The organism is Streptomyces sp. WZ-12 (assembly GCF_028898845.1).
Taxonomy (GTDB): domain Bacteria; phylum Actinomycetota; class Actinomycetes; order Streptomycetales; family Streptomycetaceae; genus Streptomyces.
In genome coordinates this window covers 3,365,748-3,385,016 of sequence record NZ_CP118574.1, presented here as the reverse complement: position 1 = coordinate 3,385,016, position 19,269 = coordinate 3,365,748, and the positions used below count along the sequence as shown (strand labels likewise).

13 protein-coding genes are annotated in these 19,269 nt (G+C 74.7%); 10 read left to right on the top strand and 3 right to left on the bottom strand.

All coding sequences use genetic code 11. The features are described from left to right. Positions 1-54: 54 nt before the first annotated feature. Complete coding sequence (locus tag PV796_RS14145; RefSeq protein ID WP_274913430.1) at positions 55-3,072, bottom strand: lysylphosphatidylglycerol synthase transmembrane domain-containing protein; 3,018 nt, start codon at positions 3,070-3,072, stop codon at positions 55-57. Positions 3,073-3,258: 186 nt separating this feature from the next. On the opposite strand from PV796_RS14145, the gene PV796_RS14140 reads away from it, so the two are divergent. The 5 genes from PV796_RS14140 (at position 3,259) to nudC (ending at position 13,413) form a co-directional block, all read left to right on the top strand. Beyond that, positions 3,259-3,687 carry an MGMT family protein gene (locus tag PV796_RS14140; RefSeq protein ID WP_274913428.1) on the top strand — a complete coding sequence of 143 codons (429 nt, stop codon included), beginning with the start codon at positions 3,259-3,261 and terminating at the stop codon, positions 3,685-3,687. A 184-nt stretch (positions 3,688-3,871) separates the two neighbouring features. Further along, complete coding sequence (locus tag PV796_RS14135) at positions 3,872-7,294, top strand: ATP-dependent helicase (RefSeq protein ID WP_274913426.1); 3,423 nt, start codon at positions 3,872-3,874, stop codon at positions 7,292-7,294. An 89-nt stretch (positions 7,295-7,383) separates the two neighbouring features. Beyond that, on the top strand, positions 7,384-10,992 hold the full coding sequence (locus tag PV796_RS14130; RefSeq protein WP_274913424.1) for an ATP-dependent DNA helicase: 3,609 nt from the start codon (positions 7,384-7,386) through the stop codon (positions 10,990-10,992). Between the two features lie 10 nt (positions 10,993-11,002). Further along, positions 11,003-12,403: a dipeptidase gene (locus PV796_RS14125; protein WP_274913422.1), complete on the top strand. Its 1,401-nt coding sequence runs from the start codon at positions 11,003-11,005 to the stop codon at positions 12,401-12,403. Between the two features lie 74 nt (positions 12,404-12,477). Next, on the top strand, positions 12,478-13,413 hold the full coding sequence (gene nudC / locus PV796_RS14120; RefSeq protein ID WP_274913421.1) for an NAD(+) diphosphatase: 936 nt from the start codon (positions 12,478-12,480) through the stop codon (positions 13,411-13,413). Between the two features lie 95 nt (positions 13,414-13,508). Here nudC and PV796_RS14115 read toward each other — a convergent pair whose 3' ends face one another. Further along, entirely contained in the window at positions 13,509-13,754 is a 246-nt protein-coding gene (locus tag PV796_RS14115; protein ID WP_274913419.1) for a mycoredoxin, read from the bottom strand. Positions 13,755-13,980: 226 nt separating this feature from the next. Between PV796_RS14115 and PV796_RS14110 the strand changes: the two genes are divergently transcribed. The 5 genes from PV796_RS14110 (at position 13,981) to PV796_RS14090 (ending at position 17,793) form a co-directional block, all read left to right on the top strand. Beyond that, complete coding sequence (locus PV796_RS14110; protein WP_274913417.1) at positions 13,981-16,212, top strand: ATP-dependent DNA helicase UvrD2; 2,232 nt, start codon at positions 13,981-13,983, stop codon at positions 16,210-16,212. Between the two features lie 145 nt (positions 16,213-16,357). Continuing rightward, a complete protein-coding gene (locus PV796_RS14105) occupies positions 16,358-16,675 on the top strand; it encodes a hypothetical protein (RefSeq protein ID WP_274913416.1) in 318 nt (105 codons plus the stop codon). Positions 16,676-16,793: 118 nt separating this feature from the next. After that, positions 16,794-17,144: a WhiB family transcriptional regulator gene (locus PV796_RS14100; RefSeq protein WP_274913415.1), complete on the top strand. Its 351-nt coding sequence runs from the start codon at positions 16,794-16,796 to the stop codon at positions 17,142-17,144. Further along, positions 17,141-17,458, top strand: a complete 318-nt coding sequence (locus PV796_RS14095; protein WP_274913414.1) for a hypothetical protein — start codon at positions 17,141-17,143, stop codon at positions 17,456-17,458. The genes PV796_RS14100 and PV796_RS14095 overlap by 4 nt, the downstream gene beginning before the upstream one ends. 113 nt (positions 17,459-17,571) lie before the next feature. Beyond that, positions 17,572-17,793, top strand: coding sequence for a hypothetical protein (locus PV796_RS14090; protein ID WP_274913413.1), 222 nt, complete (start codon positions 17,572-17,574; stop codon positions 17,791-17,793). 3 nt (positions 17,794-17,796) lie between these two features. On the opposite strand, the gene PV796_RS14085 is transcribed toward PV796_RS14090, so the two are convergent. Next, entirely contained in the window at positions 17,797-19,257 is a 1,461-nt protein-coding gene (locus tag PV796_RS14085; RefSeq protein ID WP_274913411.1) for an ABC1 kinase family protein, read from the bottom strand. Positions 19,258-19,269 lie beyond the last annotated feature (12 nt).

The window sequence follows — 19,269 nt, the reverse complement described above, 5'->3', positions numbered from 1 at the left end:
GTACGGACCGGCGCCTTCGGTGTGTCCGCGGGGCGGAATTCCCGGCTCCGTCGCTCAGATCTCGCCCCGGCGGGACAGGAAGGTGAAGGCGATCCACCCCGGCAGCACCGGGAGCCAGAACGTCATCAGGCGGAACAGCAGCACCGCGGGCAGGGCCGTGTCGGCGGCCAGTCCCGAGAACGTCAGCGCGCCCCACAGCGCACCCTCGACGGCGCCCACACCGCCCGGTGTCGGGGCCGCCGAGCCCAGCGCGTTGCCGGCGAGGAAGGCGACCGCGATGGTCGCGTAGCTGAGCTGATCGCCGCCGAACGCCCGGATCGAGGCGTCCAGGCACATCACGTTCGCCGCTGTCAGCAGCAGCATCCCGCCGATGCCGGTGACCAGCTTCCGCGGTCGCTGGAGGATGTCCAGCATCCGCGGCACCACACCGGCGAACAGCGACCGCACCCGCGTGACCACGAACTTCCGCAGCACCGGCACGGCCGTCACGATCAGCACCAGCACGGCGACCGTCAGCAGGCCGGCGATGACCGTACGGGACGGCGAGATGTCCTGGGTCTGCTCGGTGCCGGTCAGATAGCCGAACGCCAGCAGCAGCATGATGTGGCTGCCCAGCCCGAACAGTTGGGACGCGCCGACGCTGGCCACCGCCAACCCGGGGCGCACCCCGGCCCGTTGGAGGAAGCGGGTGTTCAGCGCCACGCCGCCGATCGCCGCGGGCGCCACCAGCTTCACGAAGTTGCCGGCGATCTGCGCGATGACCGTCTTGACGAACGGCACCTTCTCCGTGACGAACCCCAACAGGCTCATCGCGGCCGCGGGGTAGGTCAGCGCCGAGAAGACCATCGCGACCACGACCCACACCCACCGGGCCTTGCTGATCACGTCGTTCAGGTCGAAGTTGCTCAGCTGGGACAACAGCAGATAGGCCGCGAACGCGCCGGCGATCCAGCTGATCAGGATGCGCGGGCTGAGCCGCTCCAGCTTCGCCGGCTCGATGACCGCGGTCGGTCGGATCAGCAGCACCTGGCGGCGGATCTGGGCCAGCAGGTCCTCCTCCCTGACCTCCTCCGACGCCTCCTCCAGGGCCCGCTTCTCGGCGTTCTTCTCCGCGTTCCGCTCGGCCCGCAGCGCCTTGCGGTCCTTGGGGGCCTCGGCGGCGTGGGCCTCCCGGGCCTCCTTCGCGGCCTGCGAGGCGGCCAGCACCGCCTCCCGCTCCCGTTGGGCCCGCTCCCGGGCCCGTTGGCGCAGCGTGGCACGGGTGGTGCGGCTGAGCGCGATCGGCTGGAGCAGCGGCAGGCTGTCGGCCACCGCGTCCGGGCCGAGCACCTCGACGGCCGCGGCGACCGCCCGCTCGGCGCCGACCCGCAGTCCGCAGGTGGCCAGCAGTTGGGCGATGTCCATCCGCAGCACCAGATCACCGGCGGCGATCTCGCCGCCGCGCAGGTCGGTGAGCACGATGCTGCCGGAACGATCCACCAGCAGGGCGTCCCCGACCAGCCGCCGGTGCGCGATCCGCCGCGACTGGAGCGCGGCCACCTGGCGCCAGGCGCTGTGCATCAGCTCGTCGGTGATCTCCTCGTCCGCGAGCTGGTCGAAGCGGCGGCCCTCGATGTGCTCGTAGACCAGCATCACCGCGTCCGGGCCCAGCTCGGAGGTGGCGATCAGCTTGGGCGCCTGGGCCCCGGCCGCGATCGCCGCGTACGCCAGCAGCGCCTCCTGCTCCAGTGCCTGGCGCAGCGACTGGAGGCTGCGGCGCTGGTTGATCCCGCGCAGCGACAGCCGCCGCCACACCCGGTAGAAGAAGCCCTGCGCCTGCTGCTCGCGGTCCACGACGGTGACGTCGATCGGTGCGCCGTCCTCCAGGGCGACGAGGTAGCGCCGGCCCCGGTCAGCGTGGTCGGGGCTGCCGTCCTCCGCGCGCATCGCGCTGACCGGCCGGAAGCCGACCCGCCGCAGACCGGCCAGGAGGTTCTGGCCCGTGGGGCGGACGTTGGGGGAGCCGACGGCGTAGAGGGTGCCGAACGCGACGGTCCAGCCGATGAGGATGGTGACCACGATCGCGAACGGGGTGGTGTACCGCCCGATGAGCACCGCGAACGCGTCCAGCAGCAGGACGCACCACATCGCCACCCGCCAACGGGGCCGCCGGGACATCCCCACCGCCGTCATATAGGCGATCACCGGCGCCAGATAGCTGTGCACCGGCGCGGAGAGCGACCCGTTGGCCAGCGGCTGGGTGAGCGCGCTGCGGATCGAGGCGGGGGCGGCCTCGGCCACCCACAGGTCGGTGGCGAGCGACACCCCGTGCGCCAGTACGGCGGCCAGCACGCCGTCCGCGATCCGCAGCCCGTCCCGCTTGATCAGGCGCTCCACGGCGTAGGCCACCGGCACGATCAGAACCAGGACGCTGGAGGCCAGCCCCGCGAGGTTGATCAGCAGCGGCGGCGCCGCTCCGGCGCCCTGCCCGATGTCGTTCTTCAAGCCCTGGGTGGTGCCGTGCGCGAACGTCGCCAGCGCCAGCACCAGCGCGATCCCGGCGATGCCAAGCAGCAGCCGGAGCAGGTCGGCGGGGCGGTGCACCCGGGCGGGCAGCAGCGGCTCGTCCACCGCGAGCCGGTCGACGTGGAACTCGCCGCTGTCCTCGGGGCCGCCCTCGGCACGGTGCGCGCCCGTACGGGGCGGTGGCCCGCCCCGGGGGGTGTCGTCCGCGGCCTTGTGGTGCTCGGACCGCTCGTCCGGCTGCGCAGCGCCCTGGCCCTCCTCCTCCGTCCGCCGGTCGGGCTCGTGCCGCTCGGGTGGCTCGGGCGCCGTGGGCCGTCCTGGCCTCGCGGACGCCTCGGGTCGTTCGGCCTTCTCGATCGTGCTCGCCTTTTCGGTAGCGGGAGCCGTCGCCGGCTCTCGTTGCTGCGTCCCCGGGGTCGCCGCCCGCGGCCCCTGCGGCTGCGCGGTCCCTGCGGTCGGTTCCGGGGTGGTGCCGGTGTCGCCGACGGCCAGCGCATCAGGGGCGCCCGCCTCCCGTGGAGGCGCCGCACCCTGCTGCTCGGCCGTCTCTTCTTGATCTCGTATCACCAGTCACCGTCCGGAAGATGGTGGCACGGCCGTCCGGTCCGGGGAGGCATCAGGGTGCATTTGGGGGCCACGGAAAGCGGAACCGCGGCCACCGCACCGGGGCCCCGCCGCCCTCCGGGCCTCTCCGGCCGGCGCGGGACCAGGCGTCCAAGCCCATTGTCGGTGCTGTGCGGCAGGATGGGCCGAATGAAGGGGACCGGAGACATGGACAGCGCCGGCGCCGTCGGCGACCGGGCCGCGCCGGAGGCCCTGCCGGACTACGCGGAGCGGGTCCTCGGCGTCGCCGAGGAGATCCCGCCCGGCAGGGTCATGACCTACGGGGACGTCGCGGAGTGGCTCAAGGACGAGGACCATCCCGAGGGCCCGGCGCCGGGCGGCCCGCGCCAGGTGGGGCGGGTGATGGCCCTCTACGGCAGCGCGGTGCCCTGGTGGCGGGTGGTCCGCGCGGACGGCGTGCTGCTCCCCGGCCACGAACTGCGCGCCCTGGCCCACTACCGGGACGAGGGCACGCCCCTCAAGGGAGCCTCGGCGGCCACCGAGGGCCACATACCGCGGATCGACATGCGGCGGGCGCGGTGGGACGGCGACACCGCGTCCGGGGACGAGGGGCGCTAGGACGCTTCTGCGGATCAGGGGCGGACGGGCCCCAGGGCACGTGCTCAGGGGCCGGCCTCCCGACCCGGTACGGTCGAGGGGGTCGCCGTCCCGGCCGCGTCCCGCCGCGGGCGCCCGGACGGGCCCGGCGCACCGGCGGCACCGTCCGCACCCCGACCAACACCCCCCAGGACCGGCGATCAAGTTGAGCCCCTCCCTTCCGGCCGTTCCGCCGGCGCAGCCCCGCGAGGCCGCGCGGCGGGGCGCCCCCGGCGCGTACCGCCTGGTGCGCACCCCGCCGGAGCGGACCGCGCCGCCGACCCTGGACGCCGCCCAGCGCGCCGTGGTGGAGCACCGGCAGGGGCCACTGCTGGTCCTCGCCGGGCCGGGGACGGGCAAGACCACGACGCTGGTGGAGTCCGTGGTGCGCCGCGTCCGGGCGGGGACGGACCCCGAGCGGATCCTCGTCCTGACCTTCAGCCGGAAGGCCGCGGTCGCCCTCCGGGACCGGCTGGCCGCCCGGCTGGCCGACGAGGGGGGCGGGCCGTCCGCCGCCCGCCGGCCCGACGCCCCCCAGGCCACCACCTTCCACTCCTTCTGCTACGCCCTGGTCCGCGGTCACCAGGACGCCGACCTCTTCGCCGACCCGTTGCGGCTGCTGTCCGGCCCCGAGCAGGACCTGGTCGTCCGCGAGCTCCTGGAGGGCCAGGCGGAGCTGGCCGGTGACGGCCGCGCCAGGGTGGGCTGGCCGGACGAGCTGCGGGCCTGCCTGACCACCCGGGGCTTCGCCGACGAGGTCCGCGCGGTGCTGGCCCGCAGTCGCGAACTGGGCCTGGGCCCGGACGCGTTGGGCGACTTCGCCCGCCGCACTGGCCGCCCCGACTGGCGGGCCGCGGCTGCCTTCCTCGCCGAGTACCTCGACGTCCTGGACGCCCAAGGGGTGCTGGACTACGCCGAGTTGGTGCACCGCGCGGTGCTGCTGGCCGAGCGCCCCGAGGTCGCCGCCCAACTGGCTGGCGCCTACGACGCGGTCTACGTGGACGAGTACCAGGACACCGACGCCGCCCAGGTGCGGCTGCTGCGGGCGCTCGCCGGCCACCAGGGCGCGCTGGCCGCCCCCGGTTCCGCGGGCCGCACGCTGCTGGCCTTCGGCGACCCGGACCAGTCGATCTACGCCTTCCGGGGCGCCGACGTCAACGGCATCCTCGACTTCCCGGAGACCTTCCGGCGCGCCGACGGGGCCCCCGCCCCGGTGGCCGTGCTGTGCACCTCCCGGCGCGCCGGCGCCACGCTGCTGGCCGCCACCCGCCTGCTCACCCGCCGGATGCCGCTCACCCGGCTCCCGGCCGACGCGGTCCGCGCCCACCGGGAGCCCACCCCCGTCCGGGACGGCGGCCGGGTCGAGGTGTTCACCTACCCGACCCCCGGGGCCGAGCTCGACAACATCGCCGACCTGTTGCGCCGCGCCCACCTCGAACGGGGCGTGCCCTGGCGCGAGATGGCCGTCCTGGTGCGCGCCGGGGGGCGCTCGATCCCCGCCGTGCGCCGCGCGCTCACCGCCGCCGGGATCCCGCTCGACATCGACGGCGACGACCTCCCGCTCCGCCACGAACCGGCCGTCGCGCCGCTGTTGACGGCGCTGCGGGTGGCGGCCGGCGTACCGGGCGGGCCCGCGTCCGCCGCCCCGTTGGACGCGGCACCGCAGGCCCCGGACACCGAGGACGCCGCAGCGGAGCGGACGGCCGCCCTCCGCATCGATCCCGAGACCGCCATCGACCTGCTGAGCTCCCCGTTGGGCGGGATGGACGCGGCCGACCTGCGGCGGCTGGGCCGGGCGCTGCGCGAGGAGGAGCGGGCCGCCGGCCACCCGGTGCCGCCGCCCTCCGACGAGCTCATCGCCCGCGCGCTGGCCGAGCCCGAGCGGCTGGTGGCCCACGACCCCGGCCACGCCCGCGGCGCCCGGCGGCTCGGCCTGCTGCTGCGCGAGGCCCGGGAGCTGCTCGCCGGCGGCGGGACGGCCGAGGAGGCGCTGTGGGAGCTGTGGAACGGCACCCCCTGGCCGGCCCGGCTGGAGCGGGCCGCCCGGCGCGGCGGGGCCGCCGGGCGCAACGCCGACCGCGATCTGGACGCGGTGGTCGCCCTGTTCGAGACCGCGGCCCGCGCCGAGGAGCGCACCGGCGGCCGCGGCGCCCGGAACTTCCTGGAGGAGCTGGCCGCCCAGGACATCGCCGCGGACACCCTCACCCGCCGTACGGTCCGCCCGGACGCCGTCCGCCTGATGACCGCGCACCGCGCCAAGGGCCTGGAATGGCGGCTCGTGGTGGTGGCCGGGGTCCAGGAGGGCCTCTGGCCCGACCTGCGCCGCCGCGGCTCCCTCCTGGAGGCGGACCGGATCGGCCGGGACGGCCTGGCCGAACCGCTCACCCCGGGCGCCCTGCTCGCCGAGGAGCGCCGGCTGTTCTACGTGGCCGCGACCCGGGCCCGCGAGCGCCTGGTGGTCACCGCCGTCAAGGCCGCGGCCGAGGACGGCGACCAGCCGTCCCGGTTCCTGACCGAACTCGGCGTCACCCCCCAGGACGTCACCGGCCGCCCCCGCCGCCCGTTGACCGTCGCCGCGCTCGTCGCCGAACTGCGCGCCACCACCGTCGACCCGGACGCCGGCCCCGCGCTGCGCGACGCCGCCGCCCAACGGCTGGCCCGGCTGGCCGCGTTGCGCGACGACGAGGGCCACCCCTTGGTGCCGGCCGCGCACCCGGACAGTTGGTGGGGCCTGGAAGAGCCCACCGACAACTCCGTCCCGTTGCGCGACCGCGACCGCCCCGTGGTGCTCTCCGGCAGCGCCCTCGACCAACTGGCCAACACCTGCGCCCTCCAGTGGTTCCTGGGGCGCGAGGTGAAGGCCGACGCCCCGGCCACCGCCGCCCAGGGCTTCGGCAACGTCGTCCACGTCCTCGCCGACGAGGTCGCCTCCGGGCGCACCCCGGCCGACCTGACCGTCCTGATGGCACGCCTGGACTCCGTCTGGGACGCGCTCGCCTTCGACGCCCCCTGGAAGTCCCGCCAGGAGAAGGACCAGGCCCGCGCCGCCCTGGAGCGCTTCCTGCGCTGGCACGTCATGGAGCGCGAGAGCCTCGGCCGGGACACCGTGGCCACCGAGCACGGCTTCGACGTCACCCTCGCCGCCGGCGCCTACGAGGTCCGCATCCGCGGCAGCATGGACCACGTCGCGCGCGACGCCGAGGGCCGTGCCTACGTCGTCGACTTCAAGACGGGCAAGCAGAAGCCGACCGGCCCCGAGGTCGCCCGCCACCCGCAGCTCGCCGTCTACCAACTCGCGGTCCGCGAGGGCGCCCTCGACGACGCCTTCGACGGACAGCGGCCGGAGTCCGGCGGCGCCGAGCTGGTCCACCTGCGGCTGGGCGCGCCCCGCAAGGAGGGCGGCGAGGCGTTCCCGGCCGTCCAGGCGCAGCCGCCGCCGGAGGGCGACTGGGTCGGCGAGCTGCTCGCCACCGCCGCCGGCCGCGTCCTGGAGGAGCGCTTCACGCCGACCACCGGCGCGCACTGCACGCACTGCGCCTTCCGGGCCTCCTGCAGCGCGCGCCCCGAGGGCCGGCAGATCGTCGAGTGAGCCGCCCCACACCCGCCGTCGCACCGCGCTGACCTGCGTCGATGTCGGCCGGGGCGGGACTGTCAGCGGCGGCCGTTACGGTGTCCGATGTGTCAGCTCACCTCACCGACCCCGAGCAGCTCAAGGAGCTGCTGGGCATCCCGTTCACCCCGGAGCAGACGGCGTGCATCACGGCGCCGCCCGCCCCGCAGGTCATCGTGGCCGGGGCCGGTTCGGGCAAGACCACGGTGATGGCCGCGCGGGTGGTGTGGCTGGTCGGCACCGGCCAGGTCGCCCCCGAGCAGGTCCTCGGGCTGACGTTCACCAACAAGGCGGCGGGCGAGCTGGCCGAGCGGGTCCGCGCGGCCCTCCTGGCGGCCGGCGTCACCGACCCCGACCCCCTCCCGGGCGCGGCCGCCGGCGCCGAGCCCCCCGGGGAGCCGCGGATCTCCACGTACCACGCCTTCGCCGGCCAGCTCCTGAAGGACCACGGCCTGCGCATCGGCCTGGAGCCCAGCGCCCGCCTGCTCGCCGACGCCACCCGCTTCCAGCTCGCCGCCCGCACCCTGCGCGCCGCCCCCGGCCCGTATCCCTCGCTCACCACCTCGCTGCCCACCCTCGTGGAGGACCTCCTCGCCCTCGACGGCGAGCTGTCCGAGCACCTGGTGGACCCGCCCACTCTGCACGCCCACGACACCGCGCTGCTCGCCGAGTTGGAGCACGCCAAGCTCAGCAACGCCGACCTGCGCAAGGTCCCCGAGGCCGCCCGCGGCCGCCTGGAGCTGCTCGACCTCGTCGGCGCCTACCGCCGCGAGAAGCGCCGCCGCGACCTGCTGGACTTCGGCGACCAGATCGCCCTCGCGGCGACGCTGGCCACCACCCGCCCGGAGGTCGGCGCGCTGCTGCGCGAGGAGTTCCGCGTCGTCCTCCTCGACGAGTACCAGGACACCTCCGTCGCCCAACGGCTGCTGCTCGCCGGCCTGTTCGGCGCCGGCGCCGGCTCCGCCACCGGGCACGCGGTCACCGCCGTCGGCGACCCCTGCCAGGCCATCTACGGCTGGCGCGGCGCCTCCGTCGCCAATCTCGACGACTTCCCCGCCCACTTCCCGTTCGCCGACGGCACCCCGGCCCGTCGCTTCGCGCTCAGCGAGAACCGCCGCAGCGGCGGCCGCCTCCTGGACCTCGCCAACCGCCTGGCCGCCCCGCTGCGCGCGATGCACGCCGGCGTCGAGGCGCTGCGCCCGGCCCCCGGCGCCGAGCGGGACGGGCAGGTCCGCTGCGCCCTGCTGCCCACCCACGCCGAGGAGCTCACCTGGCTCGCGGACTCCCTCGCCCACCTGGTCCGCACCGGCACCCCGCCCGGCGGGATCGCGGTGCTGTGCCGCTCCGCCGCCGACTTCGCGCAGATCCAGGGCGAGTTGGTGGCCCGGGACGTACCGGTGGAGGTCGTCGGCCTCTCCGGGCTGCTCCACCTCCCCGAGATCGCCGACCTGGTCGCGGTCTGCGAGGTCCTCCAGGACCCGACGGCCAACGCCTCCCTGGTGCGGCTGCTGATCGGCCCCCGTTGGCGGATCGGCCCGCGCGACCTGGCCCTGCTGGGCCGCCGGGCGCGCGCCCTGGCCCGCCCCGGCACCCCCGCCGACGACGACCCGGAGCGCCGCCTGGCCGCGGCCGTCGAGGGCGTCGACCCGGCCGAGACGGTCTCCCTCGCCGACGCGCTGGACACCTTCCTGGAGGCCGGCGGCCCGGACGACGGCCTGCCGTTCTCCTCGGAGGCCCGGGTCCGCTTCGCCCGGCTGGCCGCCGAACTCCGCGACCTGCGGCGCTCGTTGGCCGACCCGCTGATGGACGTGCTGCACCGGATCCTGGCCGTCACCGGACTGGAGGTCGAGCTGTCCGCCTCGCCGCACGCCCTGGCCGCCCGCCGCCGCGAGACCCTGGGCACCTTCCTGGACCTCGCGGCCGGCTTCGCCGCCAAGGAGGGCGGCGCGGCCCTCGACGGCGAGGCCACGCTGCTCGCCTTCCTGGGTTTCCTGCGCACCGCCGTCCAGTTCGAGAAGGGCCTGGACAGCTCGCTCCCGGGCGGCGAGAACACCGTCAAGGTGCTCACCGCCCACAAGTCCAAGGGCCTGGAGTGGGACGTCGTCGCGGTGCCCGGCCTGGTGACCAAGCAGTTCCCCAGCGAGCAGGCCCGCGAGTCGTGGACCGGCCGCGCCAAGGTGCTGCCGCACCCGCTCCGGGGGGACGCCGCGACCCTGCCCGAAGTGGGGGAGTGGACCGCCCGCGGTGTGAAGGACTTCAAGGAGGCGATGCGGCACCACCAGGAGACCGAGGAACTCCGCCTCGGCTACGTCACGTTCACCCGCCCCCGCTCCCTCCTCCTCGGCTCCGGCCACTGGTGGGGCCCGAGCCAGAAGCGCTCGCGCGGCCCGTCCGCCTTCCTCACGGCGCTGCGCGAGCACTGCGAGGCGGGCCACGGCGAGATCGAGGTCTGGGCCGACCAGCCCGAGGAGGGCGCCGAGAACCCCGCCCTCGCCGAGGCCGCCGCCGACCGGCCCTGGCCGCTGCCCCTGGACGAGGACGCCACCGCCCGCCGCCGCGCGGCCGCCGCCACCGTCCGCGCCCACCTCGCCCGCCAGGCCCCGGAGACCGCCCCGGCACCCCCGGCCCCCGGGTACGACCCGGAATGGCCGCCGCCCCCGGACGACGAGGAGTGGGCGGCCGCTCACGAGGACGATCCGCTCCCGCCGCCCCCGGAGGACGACCCGTACGAGGCGTCCCCGTACGAGGCGTCCCCGTACGAGGACGAGCCCCCGTACGGGGCGGACGCCCCGGCCGCCGAGCCGTACGCCGACGGCCGCCGCCCCCGCCTCATCGCCCAGCGTTCCGCCGAGCCCGACCCGGCCGCCCTGGAAGGCGCCGCCGCCGGCACCGCGGGCACGGGCGCCCCCACCGGCCAGGAGGGCCTCTCCCCGCTGCCCCCCGAGGAGCGTCGCCTCGCGGCGTCCTGGGACCGCGATCTGACGGCGCTGGCCGCCGAGTTGCGCAGCTCCCGCGCCCGGGTCCGCGATGTCCCGCTCCCGGCCTCGCTCACCGCCACCCAGCTCCTTCAGGTCGCCGCCGACCCGGACGGCTTCGCCCGCGAGCTGGCCCGCCCGATGCCGCGCGCACCGCAGCGCGCCGCCCGCCGCGGCACCCGCTTCCACGCCTGGGTCCAGTCCCGTTTCGAGGAGCTGCCGTTGCCGCTGCTCGGCCCGGACGAGCTCCCGGGCGCCGAGCCCGGCGAGGAGCCGGAGATCGCCGACGAGCAGGACCTTCAGGCGCTGAAGGAGGCGTTCGCCCGCAGCCCGTACGCCCGGCGGACCCCGTTCCGGGTGGAGGTCCCGTTCCGGATGACGCTCGCCGGAAGGGTGATCCGCGGCCGGATCGACGCGGTCTACAAGGAGCCCGGCCCGGGCGGCGACCGCTTCGAGATCGTCGACTGGAAGACCGGCCGGAACCTCCCCTCGGGCGCCGGCGGCGCCGACCCCCTCCAACTCGCCGTCTACCGCCTGGCCTGGGCCGAGCGGTACGGCCTGGCCCCGTCCGAGGTCGGCGCCGCGTTCCTCTTCGTCCGCACCGGGGAAGTGGTCAGACCGGCGCGCCTACCAGGCCGGGAGGGGTTGGAGCGGATCCTGCGGGGCGAGACCGCCGGCCGGTATCCCCCGGAAGGCCGATAGGCTCGGGCGTATGAGCACCACCCCGGACAACGCCGTCCGCGCGTACATCGCCGGCCACCGCGACGCCTTCCTCGACGACCTCGCCCAGTGGCTGCGCATCCCCTCGGTTTCCGCCGACCCCGACCGCGCCGCCGATGTGCGCCGCAGCGCCGAGTGGCTCGCCGCCAAGCTGGCCGAGACCGGCTTCCCGGTGTCCGAGGTCTGGGAGACCGGGGGACTGCCCGCGGTCTTCGCCGAGTGGCCCGCCGGGGACCCGTCCGCCCCCACCGTGCTCGTCTACGGCCACCACGACGTCCAGCCCGCCGCCCGCGAGGACGGTTGGCACACCGACCCCTTCGAGCCGGAGACCGTCGACGGGAAGCTGTACGCCCGCGGCGCCGCCGACGACAAGGGGCAGGTGTTCTTCCACACCCTCGGCGTCCGCGCGCACCTCGCCGCGACCGGCCGCACCGCCCCCGCGGTCAACCTCAAGCTGCTCATCGAGGGCGAGGAGGAGTCCGGCTCGCCGCACTTCCCGGCCCTGATCGAGCAGCACGCCGACCGCCTGGCCTGCGACGCGGTGATCGTCTCCGACACCGGGATGTGGTCCAAGGACACCCCCACCGTCTGCACCGGCATGCGCGGGCTGACGGACTGCCAGATCGACCTGTACGGGCCCGACCAGGACATCCACTCCGGCTCGTTCGGCGGCGCGGTGCCCAACCCGGCCACCGAGGCGGCCCGGCTCGTCGCCGCCCTCCACGACGCCGACCGCAGGGTCGCCGTCCCCGGCTTCTACGACGGCGTGATCGAGCTCACCGACCGCGAGCGGGAGCCCTTCGCCGAGCTGCCCTTCGACGAGGAGGGCTGGCTGCGCACCGCGCACTCGCACGCCACCCTCGGCGAGGCCGGCACCACCACCCTGGAGCGCATCTGGGCCCGCCCCACCGCCGAGGTCAACGGCATCTCCGGCGGCTACCAGGGCCCCGGCGGCAAGACCATCGTCCCGTCCTCGGCCCAGTTGAAGCTCTCGTTCCGGCTGGTCGCCGGCCAGGACGCGGACGCCGTCCAACAGGCCGTCCGCGCCTGGGTCGCCGAGCGGCTCCCGGCCGGCATCCGCCACGAGATCACCTTCTGGGGCGCCACCCGCCCCTGCCTCACCCCGCTCGACCACCCCGCGCTCCAGTCCGTGGTGCGCGCCATGGGCCGGGCCTTCGAGACGGAGATCCGCTTCACCCGCGAGGGCGGCTCAGGGCCGGCCGCCGACCTCCAGGACGTCCTCGGCGTCCCGGTCCTGTTCCTCGGCATCTCGGTGCCCTCCGACGGCTGGCACGCGCCGAACGAGAAGGTCGAGCTCGACCTGCTGATGAAGGGCGTCGAGACCGCCGCCCACCTCTGGGGCGACCTGGCGGACGCCTGGCGCCCGTCCTGACCCGCGCGCACCGCCGTACCGCTCCGCGCCGCACGCAGCAATCACCCACGCCATAGGGGGAGTTGGAAACAGCAGTGACCACCTGGACCGACCGCACGGCCGACCGGCCGATCACCTTCAGCGCGCCGAGCGGCATCGACCGCAGTGCCCACCACCGTCTGGACGAGGCATGGCTGGCGGCGGCCTGGAGCCACCCGACGACGCGCGTCTTCGTCGTGTCCGGGGGACAGGCGCTGATCGACGACACCCCTGACGGTCGCACCGAACTGATCATGACGCCGACCTTCGAGGCGCCGCTGACCGAGGCCCACCGCTACTACCTCGGCACCGACGAGGACGGGGTCAGCTACTTCGCGCTCCAGAAGGACGCGCTGCCCGGCCGCCTCGACCAGTCCGCGCGCGCCGCCGGACTGCGCGAGGCCGGGATGCTGCTCTCCCCGCGGGACGCCGGTCTGCTGGTGCACGCCGTGGCGCTGGAGAACTGGCAGCGGATGCACCGCTTCTGCTCGCGCTGCGGCGAACGGACGGTCATCGCGGCGGCCGGCCACATCCGCCGCTGCCCGGCCTGCGGCGCCGAGCACTACCCGCGCACCGACCCGGCCGTGATCATGCTCGTCACCGACGACCAGGACCGCGCCCTGCTCGGCCGCCAGGTCCACTGGCCCGAGGGCCGCTTCTCCACGCTCGCCGGCTTCGTCGAGCCGGGCGAGTCCATCGAGCACTCGGTCGCCCGCGAGGTCTACGAGGAGGCCGGGGTCGTCATCGGCGACGTCGAGTACGTCGCCAGCCAGCCCTGGCCCTTCCCCTCCAGCCTGATGCTGGGCTTCATGGCCCGCGCCACCTCCTCGGAGATCCAGGTGGACGGCGAGGAGATCGAGGAGGCCCGGTGGTTCTCCCGCGACGATCTGGCCGCCGCCTTCGCCTCCGGTGAGGTCCTCCCGCCCTACGGCATCTCCATCGCCGCACGGCTCATCGAGAAGTGGTACGGCAAGCCGCTGCCCAGGCCCTGAGCCGCGCGGCCCGGGCCGCGGGCACGATCGGGCCGCCGACCGGCTCCCTCACCGGACCGGTCGGCGGCCCCGCCATTGGTGGTGCGCCGGGCCCCTCAGGCCGCGGCGACCTTCTCCTTGACCTGCGCCAGGGACGGGTTGGTCAGCGTCGAGCCGTCGGCGAAGAGCACGGTCGGCACCGTCTGGTTGCCGCCGTTGGCCTTCTCCACGAACGCCGCGGACTCCGGGTCCTGCTCGATGTTGATCTCGGTGTAGGCAATGCCCTCGCGGTCCATCTGGCCCTTCAGCCGACGGCAGTAACCGCACCAGGTCGTGCTGTACATCGTCACAGTGCCCGCCATGTGCCCTGCGCTCCTTCGGGGGTCGTCTCGATCGTGGTCACGTGCCACGCGCGTCCTTACCGACACCGTGGCACCGATGAGCACAACGCCCACCGGCCGCCAACCATTCCCGATCGGCCCACCGCCGCGCCACCGCCGTCCCCACCCGCGCCCACCGGTACGACCGCTCCCCGGGCGCTGTGGACGACGTTCCCGGGTGTCCTCGCGGACCTGGCAGCATGGCGGGGTGACAGCAGCAACCGACGCCACTCTCTTCCCGCAGGTTCCGGCGACGGCCGACGCGGTGCTCGACGGGCTCGACCCCGAGCAGCGCGAGGTCGCCACGGCCCTGCACGGGCCGGTGTGCGTCCTGGCCGGCGCCGGCACCGGCAAGACCCGCGCGATCACCCACCGCATCGCGTACGGCGTCCGGGCCGGGATCCTCCAGCCCGCCAGCGTGCTCGCGGTCACCTTCACCGCCCGCGCCGCCGGCGAGATGCGCGGCCGGCTCCGGCAGCTCGGCGCGGCCGGCGTGCAGGCCCGCACGTTCCACTCCGCGGCCCTGCGCCAGCTCCAGTTCTTCTGGCCCCGGGCGGTCGGCGGCGAGCTGCCGCGGCTGCTGGACCGCAAGGGCCCGCTGGTCGCCGAGGCCGCCGCCCGCTGCCGCCTCAAGCTCGACCGCAACGAGCTGCGCGACGTCACCGGCGAGGTCGAGTGGTCCAAGGTCACCCAGACCGTGCCCGCCGACTACCCGGCCGCGGTCGTCAAGGCCGGCCGCGAGGCCCCCCGCGACCCCGCCGAGATCGGCCAGATATACGCCACGTACGAACAGCTCAAACGGGACCGCGGCACCATCGACTTCGAGGACGTGCTGCTGCTCACGGTCGGCGTTCTCCAGGACCGGCACGACATCGCCGAGCAGGTGCGCGCCCAGTACCAGCACTTCGTCGTCGACGAGTACCAGGACGTCAGCCCGCTCCAGCAGCGGCTGTTGGACCTGTGGCTGGGCGACCGCGACAACCTCTGCGTGGTCGGCGACGCCAGCCAGACCATCTACAGCTTCACCGGCGCCACCCCCGACCACCTCCTCGACTTCCGGGTCCGCCACCCGCACGCCACGGTCGTCAAGCTGGTCCGCGACTACCGCTCCACCCCCCAGGTCGTCCACCTCGCCAACGGCCTGCTCTCCCGGGCCCGGGGCCGCGCCGCCGAGCACCGCCTGGAGCTGGTCTCGCAGCGCGAGCCCGAGGGCGAGCCGGCGTTCACCGAGTACGCCGACGAGCCCGCCGAGGCCGAGGGCACCGCCCGCCGGATCCGTGACCTGATCGCCGCCGGCGTCCCGGCGAGCGAGATCGCGGTCCTCTTCCGCATCAACGCCCAGTCCGAGGTCTACGAACAGGCCCTCGCCGACGCCGGCGTGCCCTATCAACTCCGCGGCGCCGAGCGGTTCTTCGAGCGGCCCGAGGTGCGCGAGGCCGGCGTCAAGCTGCGCGGCGCGGCCCGCTTCGGCGGCAACGACACCCTGCTGGACGGCGCGGCCGGCCTGCCGTCCGAGGTGCGCGCGGTGCTCAGCGACATGGGCTGGACCGACCAGCCGCCGGCCGGTTCCGGCGCCGTCCGCGACCGCTGGGAGTCGCTCGCCGCCCTGGTGCGCCTGGCCGAGGACTTCGCCCGGGCCCGCCCCACCGCCACCCTCGCCGACCTCGTCGCCGAACTCGACGAGCGGGCCGGCGCCCAGCACGCCCCCACCGTGGAGGGCGTCACCCTCGCCTCCCTGCACGCCGCCAAGGGCCTGGAGTGGGACGCGGTGTTCCTGGTCGGCCTCACCGAGGGCATGCTGCCGATCCACCACGCCCGCACCGACGAGCAGGTCGAGGAGGAGCGCCGGCTGCTCTACGTCGGCATCACCCGCGCCCGTCGCCGGCTGACGCTGTCCTGGTCGCTGGCCCGCTCGCCCGGCGGCCGGCACTCGCGCAGCGCCAGCCGCTTCCTCGACGGCCTGCGCCCCGGCTCCGGCGGGTCCCGTTACCGCGCCGCCGGGGCCCTGTCCGCCGGCGGCGTCGAGCGCGGCCGCGCCACGGCGGCCCCCGACCGGCCGCGCCGCGCGCACCGCAGCCCCGCCCGCTGCCGGGTCTGCAACCGCACGCTGACCGACCCCGGCGAGATGAAGCTGATGCGCTGCGAGGACTGCCCCTCGGAGCTCGACGAGGGGCTCTACGAGCGGCTGCGGGACTGGCGCTCCGCACAGGCCGCGGTCACCCGTCAGCCCGCCTACTGCGTCTTCACCGACAAGACCCTGATGGCCATCGCCGAGACCGTCCCGGCGAGCGCCGAGGAACTGGCCGTCATCCCCGGCGTGGGCCGCCGCAAGCTGGACCGCTTCGGCACCGACGTCCTGGCGATCTGCGCCGGTGAGGAGCCCGGTGGGGACGCCGCAGGGGGGCGCGCGGGGGGCGCGGAAAACTCATGGGAAAAATAGTTTGCGCACGCGGAGCGCATCCCCATAGCCTGCGGGAGCAACGGAAACGACGGAACTTCCGAGATCCGACGGATCCATGCTGTACTTGAACGCCCGGATCGGGATTTTCCCGGTCCCCAAAGACGCCGAGAGGAGGCGAGACCCCGTGATCAGCTTCATTGAGACCAACAAAATGACCGATCTCTCGGTCGTCGCCCCCTGCGCTCTCGGCGTTTCGCTCCTTGGTACCGGTCTGTCCGGCTCCGGCCGCCTGTCCGGTATTGAGGTCGCGCGTCCCGAGGCCCTCGCCGTCCCGACGGCGGGCGAGCGCGTCGCGCGACCGACCGAGGCACCCGCGGCAGCGGTAACGACGGCGAATTCCTTTGCCCTCGTGACGGCGGCCCATGGTGCCGAATCCCGGAAGCAGTACCAGCACGACATGTGGGCCTACCGCGGCCTCGAACCCTGGAGAGATCCAGCCTGATCGGCGATCAGGTCGGCACCTTCCAGGGCCGCGGAACCCACACCGGGATCCGCGGTCCTTTTGTTTTGCCCAACGCGCCCGCCACCACCGGGCCGCAACAGACGAGGAACACACACCAGTGCAACTCACGACGCACACCCCGTCAGCCACCGACCTGATCCCTCCGCCTGACCTCCAGGAGAACCCCTTGTTGCCCCTCACCGAGCTCGACGACGAGATCGACCGCCTCGGCACCGCCGTCCCCTGCCGCACCTACGACCCCGAGGTCTTCTTCGCCGAGTCCCCGGCCGACGTCGAGTACGCCAAGACGTTGTGCCAGACCTGCCCGGTGCGCGAAGCCTGCCTGGCCGGCGCCAAGGACCGCCGCGAGCCGTGGGGTGTGTGGGGCGGTGAGCTCTTCGTCCAGGGCGTCGTCGTACCCCGCAAGCGTCCGCGGGGCCGTCCGCGCAAGAACCCGGTCGTGGCATGAGCACCGCGCGCACAGGAACGATCGACCGTCCCGCCACCCGGGACCCCCAGAAGCAGGACCCCACGATGACCCCGTCTTTCACCGAAACCCCCGCACCCGCGAACTCCGGCGCGCTGAAGTCGCGTCAGAACAGGAACCTCGCCATGCAACTCATGCCAGAAGCCCTGGCCAGGGCCCATGTGGAGCAACGCCTCCAGGAAGCCGAGTCCGAACGCAGGGGACATCGGCTCGCCGCCGCGCGGCGGATGCAGCGGCGCGCCGAGCGCGCGTCGCTGCGTGCCCGCCGGGCGTTGGCCATGGCCGTGATGCAGTGACCGGAGACCCCGGCACCGCGCGCTGAACCGCCCGCGCCACGGGGCCCGTTCGACCGGACGGGCCCCGTACTGCGTTGCGTCCCGTTTCACGACTCCTGCGGGGATATCGTCGGATGGTGGACCAGAAGACGCATCAGACGCGGCAACAGGCGGAGTTGACCTCCGACGGCACGGTCGACGGCACGGTGTGTGCGCGCTGCGGCGCGGTGGCCAAGGGCTCCCCGCCGACCTGGACCTGCTCGGTCGAGAACGACGAACGCCGGTACTTCTGCAACCGCTGCGCCCGGGACAACATCCGTGCCATCGAGGGCCGGCTGGACTCCAACTGGTGGTGACGGTCAGGCCGGACTCTCCGCCGGGCTCCCGCCGGCACCGTCCGCGCCCGCCTCCCGTGCGGCCGCGCTCTCCCCGGCCTCGTCCTCCCCGGCCGTGGCCTCCGCTGCCGCGTCCTCCTCGTACGCGTCCGGCAGGAATCCCGGCATCCACGCCTCCAACTCATCGCGCAGCCGCACCGTGGCCCCCAACTGGCACAGCACCCCGATGGTGCTCAACGTCACACGGTGTATCAGGAGGTAGGAGGGCGGGAGGTTGAGCTGCTTGCCCAACTGGTGGGCGGGGGAGCGCGGATCGCCGATCCGGGTCGCCTGCTGGCGCATCCAGCCCCGGCTGAAGGTGAAGGCGTCCACCTGCGCGGGCTCGATGATCGGCAGCAGATACTCCAGCACCGCGTCGGGATCCAGCGCGATGGACTCCTTGACGAACCCCTCCTCGCACAGCATGCGGTAGACCGCGTCCGCCTCGCCGTCCAGCGCCATCCGCAGTGAGGCGCCGATCGTCGGCGGCAACCCGTCGGGCAGCCGGTCGACGGTGCCGAAGTCCAGGACGCCCAGTCGCCACTCCGCCACCGGACCGTCCGGTGATTCCCCGGGCAGCAGCCGGAAGTTGCCGGGGTGCGGATCGGCGTGCAGCAGACCGGTGCGCGCCGGGCCGGAGAAGAGGAAGCGCGCCAGCAACTGCCCGGCCCGGTCCCGCTGTTCCTCGGTGCCGTCCGCGATCACCTCGGACAGCGGCACCCCCGCCAACCACTCCGTCACCAGGACCTGGTCGCCCTGGTGCACCACCGCCGGCACCACCACGTCGGGATCGGCGGCGAACTCCGCGGCGTGCGCCTGCTGGGCCTCGGCCTCCAGGGCGTAGTCCAACTCCTCCGCGACCCGGTCGCGCAACTCGGTGATGAGCGGCTTGATGTCCATGCCAGGGATCAGCGGCCCGAGCAGCCGGGCGAACCGGCTGAGCTGCGTCAGGTCCGACAGCAACGCCGTGCCCGCCCCCGGGTACTGCACCTTGACGGCCACCTCGCGGCCGTCGTGCCACACCGCCCGGTGCACCTGCCCGATGGACGCCGCCGCGGCCGGCTTGTCCTCGAACTCCGCGAACTGCTCCCGCCAGTTGGCGCCCAGTTGCTCGGCCAGCACGGCGTGCACGGTGCTCGTCGGCATCGGCGGCGCCGCGTCCTGGAGCTTCGTCAGCGCCGCGCGATAGGGGCCGGCGATCTCCTCGGGCAGCGCCGACTCGAAGACGGACAGCGCCTGACCGAACTTCATCGCACCGCCCTTCAACTCGCCGAGCACCTTGAAGAGCTGTTCCGCGGTGCGCTGTTGGAGCTCGCGGCCGACGATCTCGGCGGACCGGCCGCCGAGCCGTTTGCCCAGGCCCCAGGTGGCACGGCCGGCGAACCCCAGTGGCAGCGCGGCCAGCTTGGCGGTCCGGGTGACCGCCTTGCGGGGAAGATCAGACATGCGCCCCTCCAA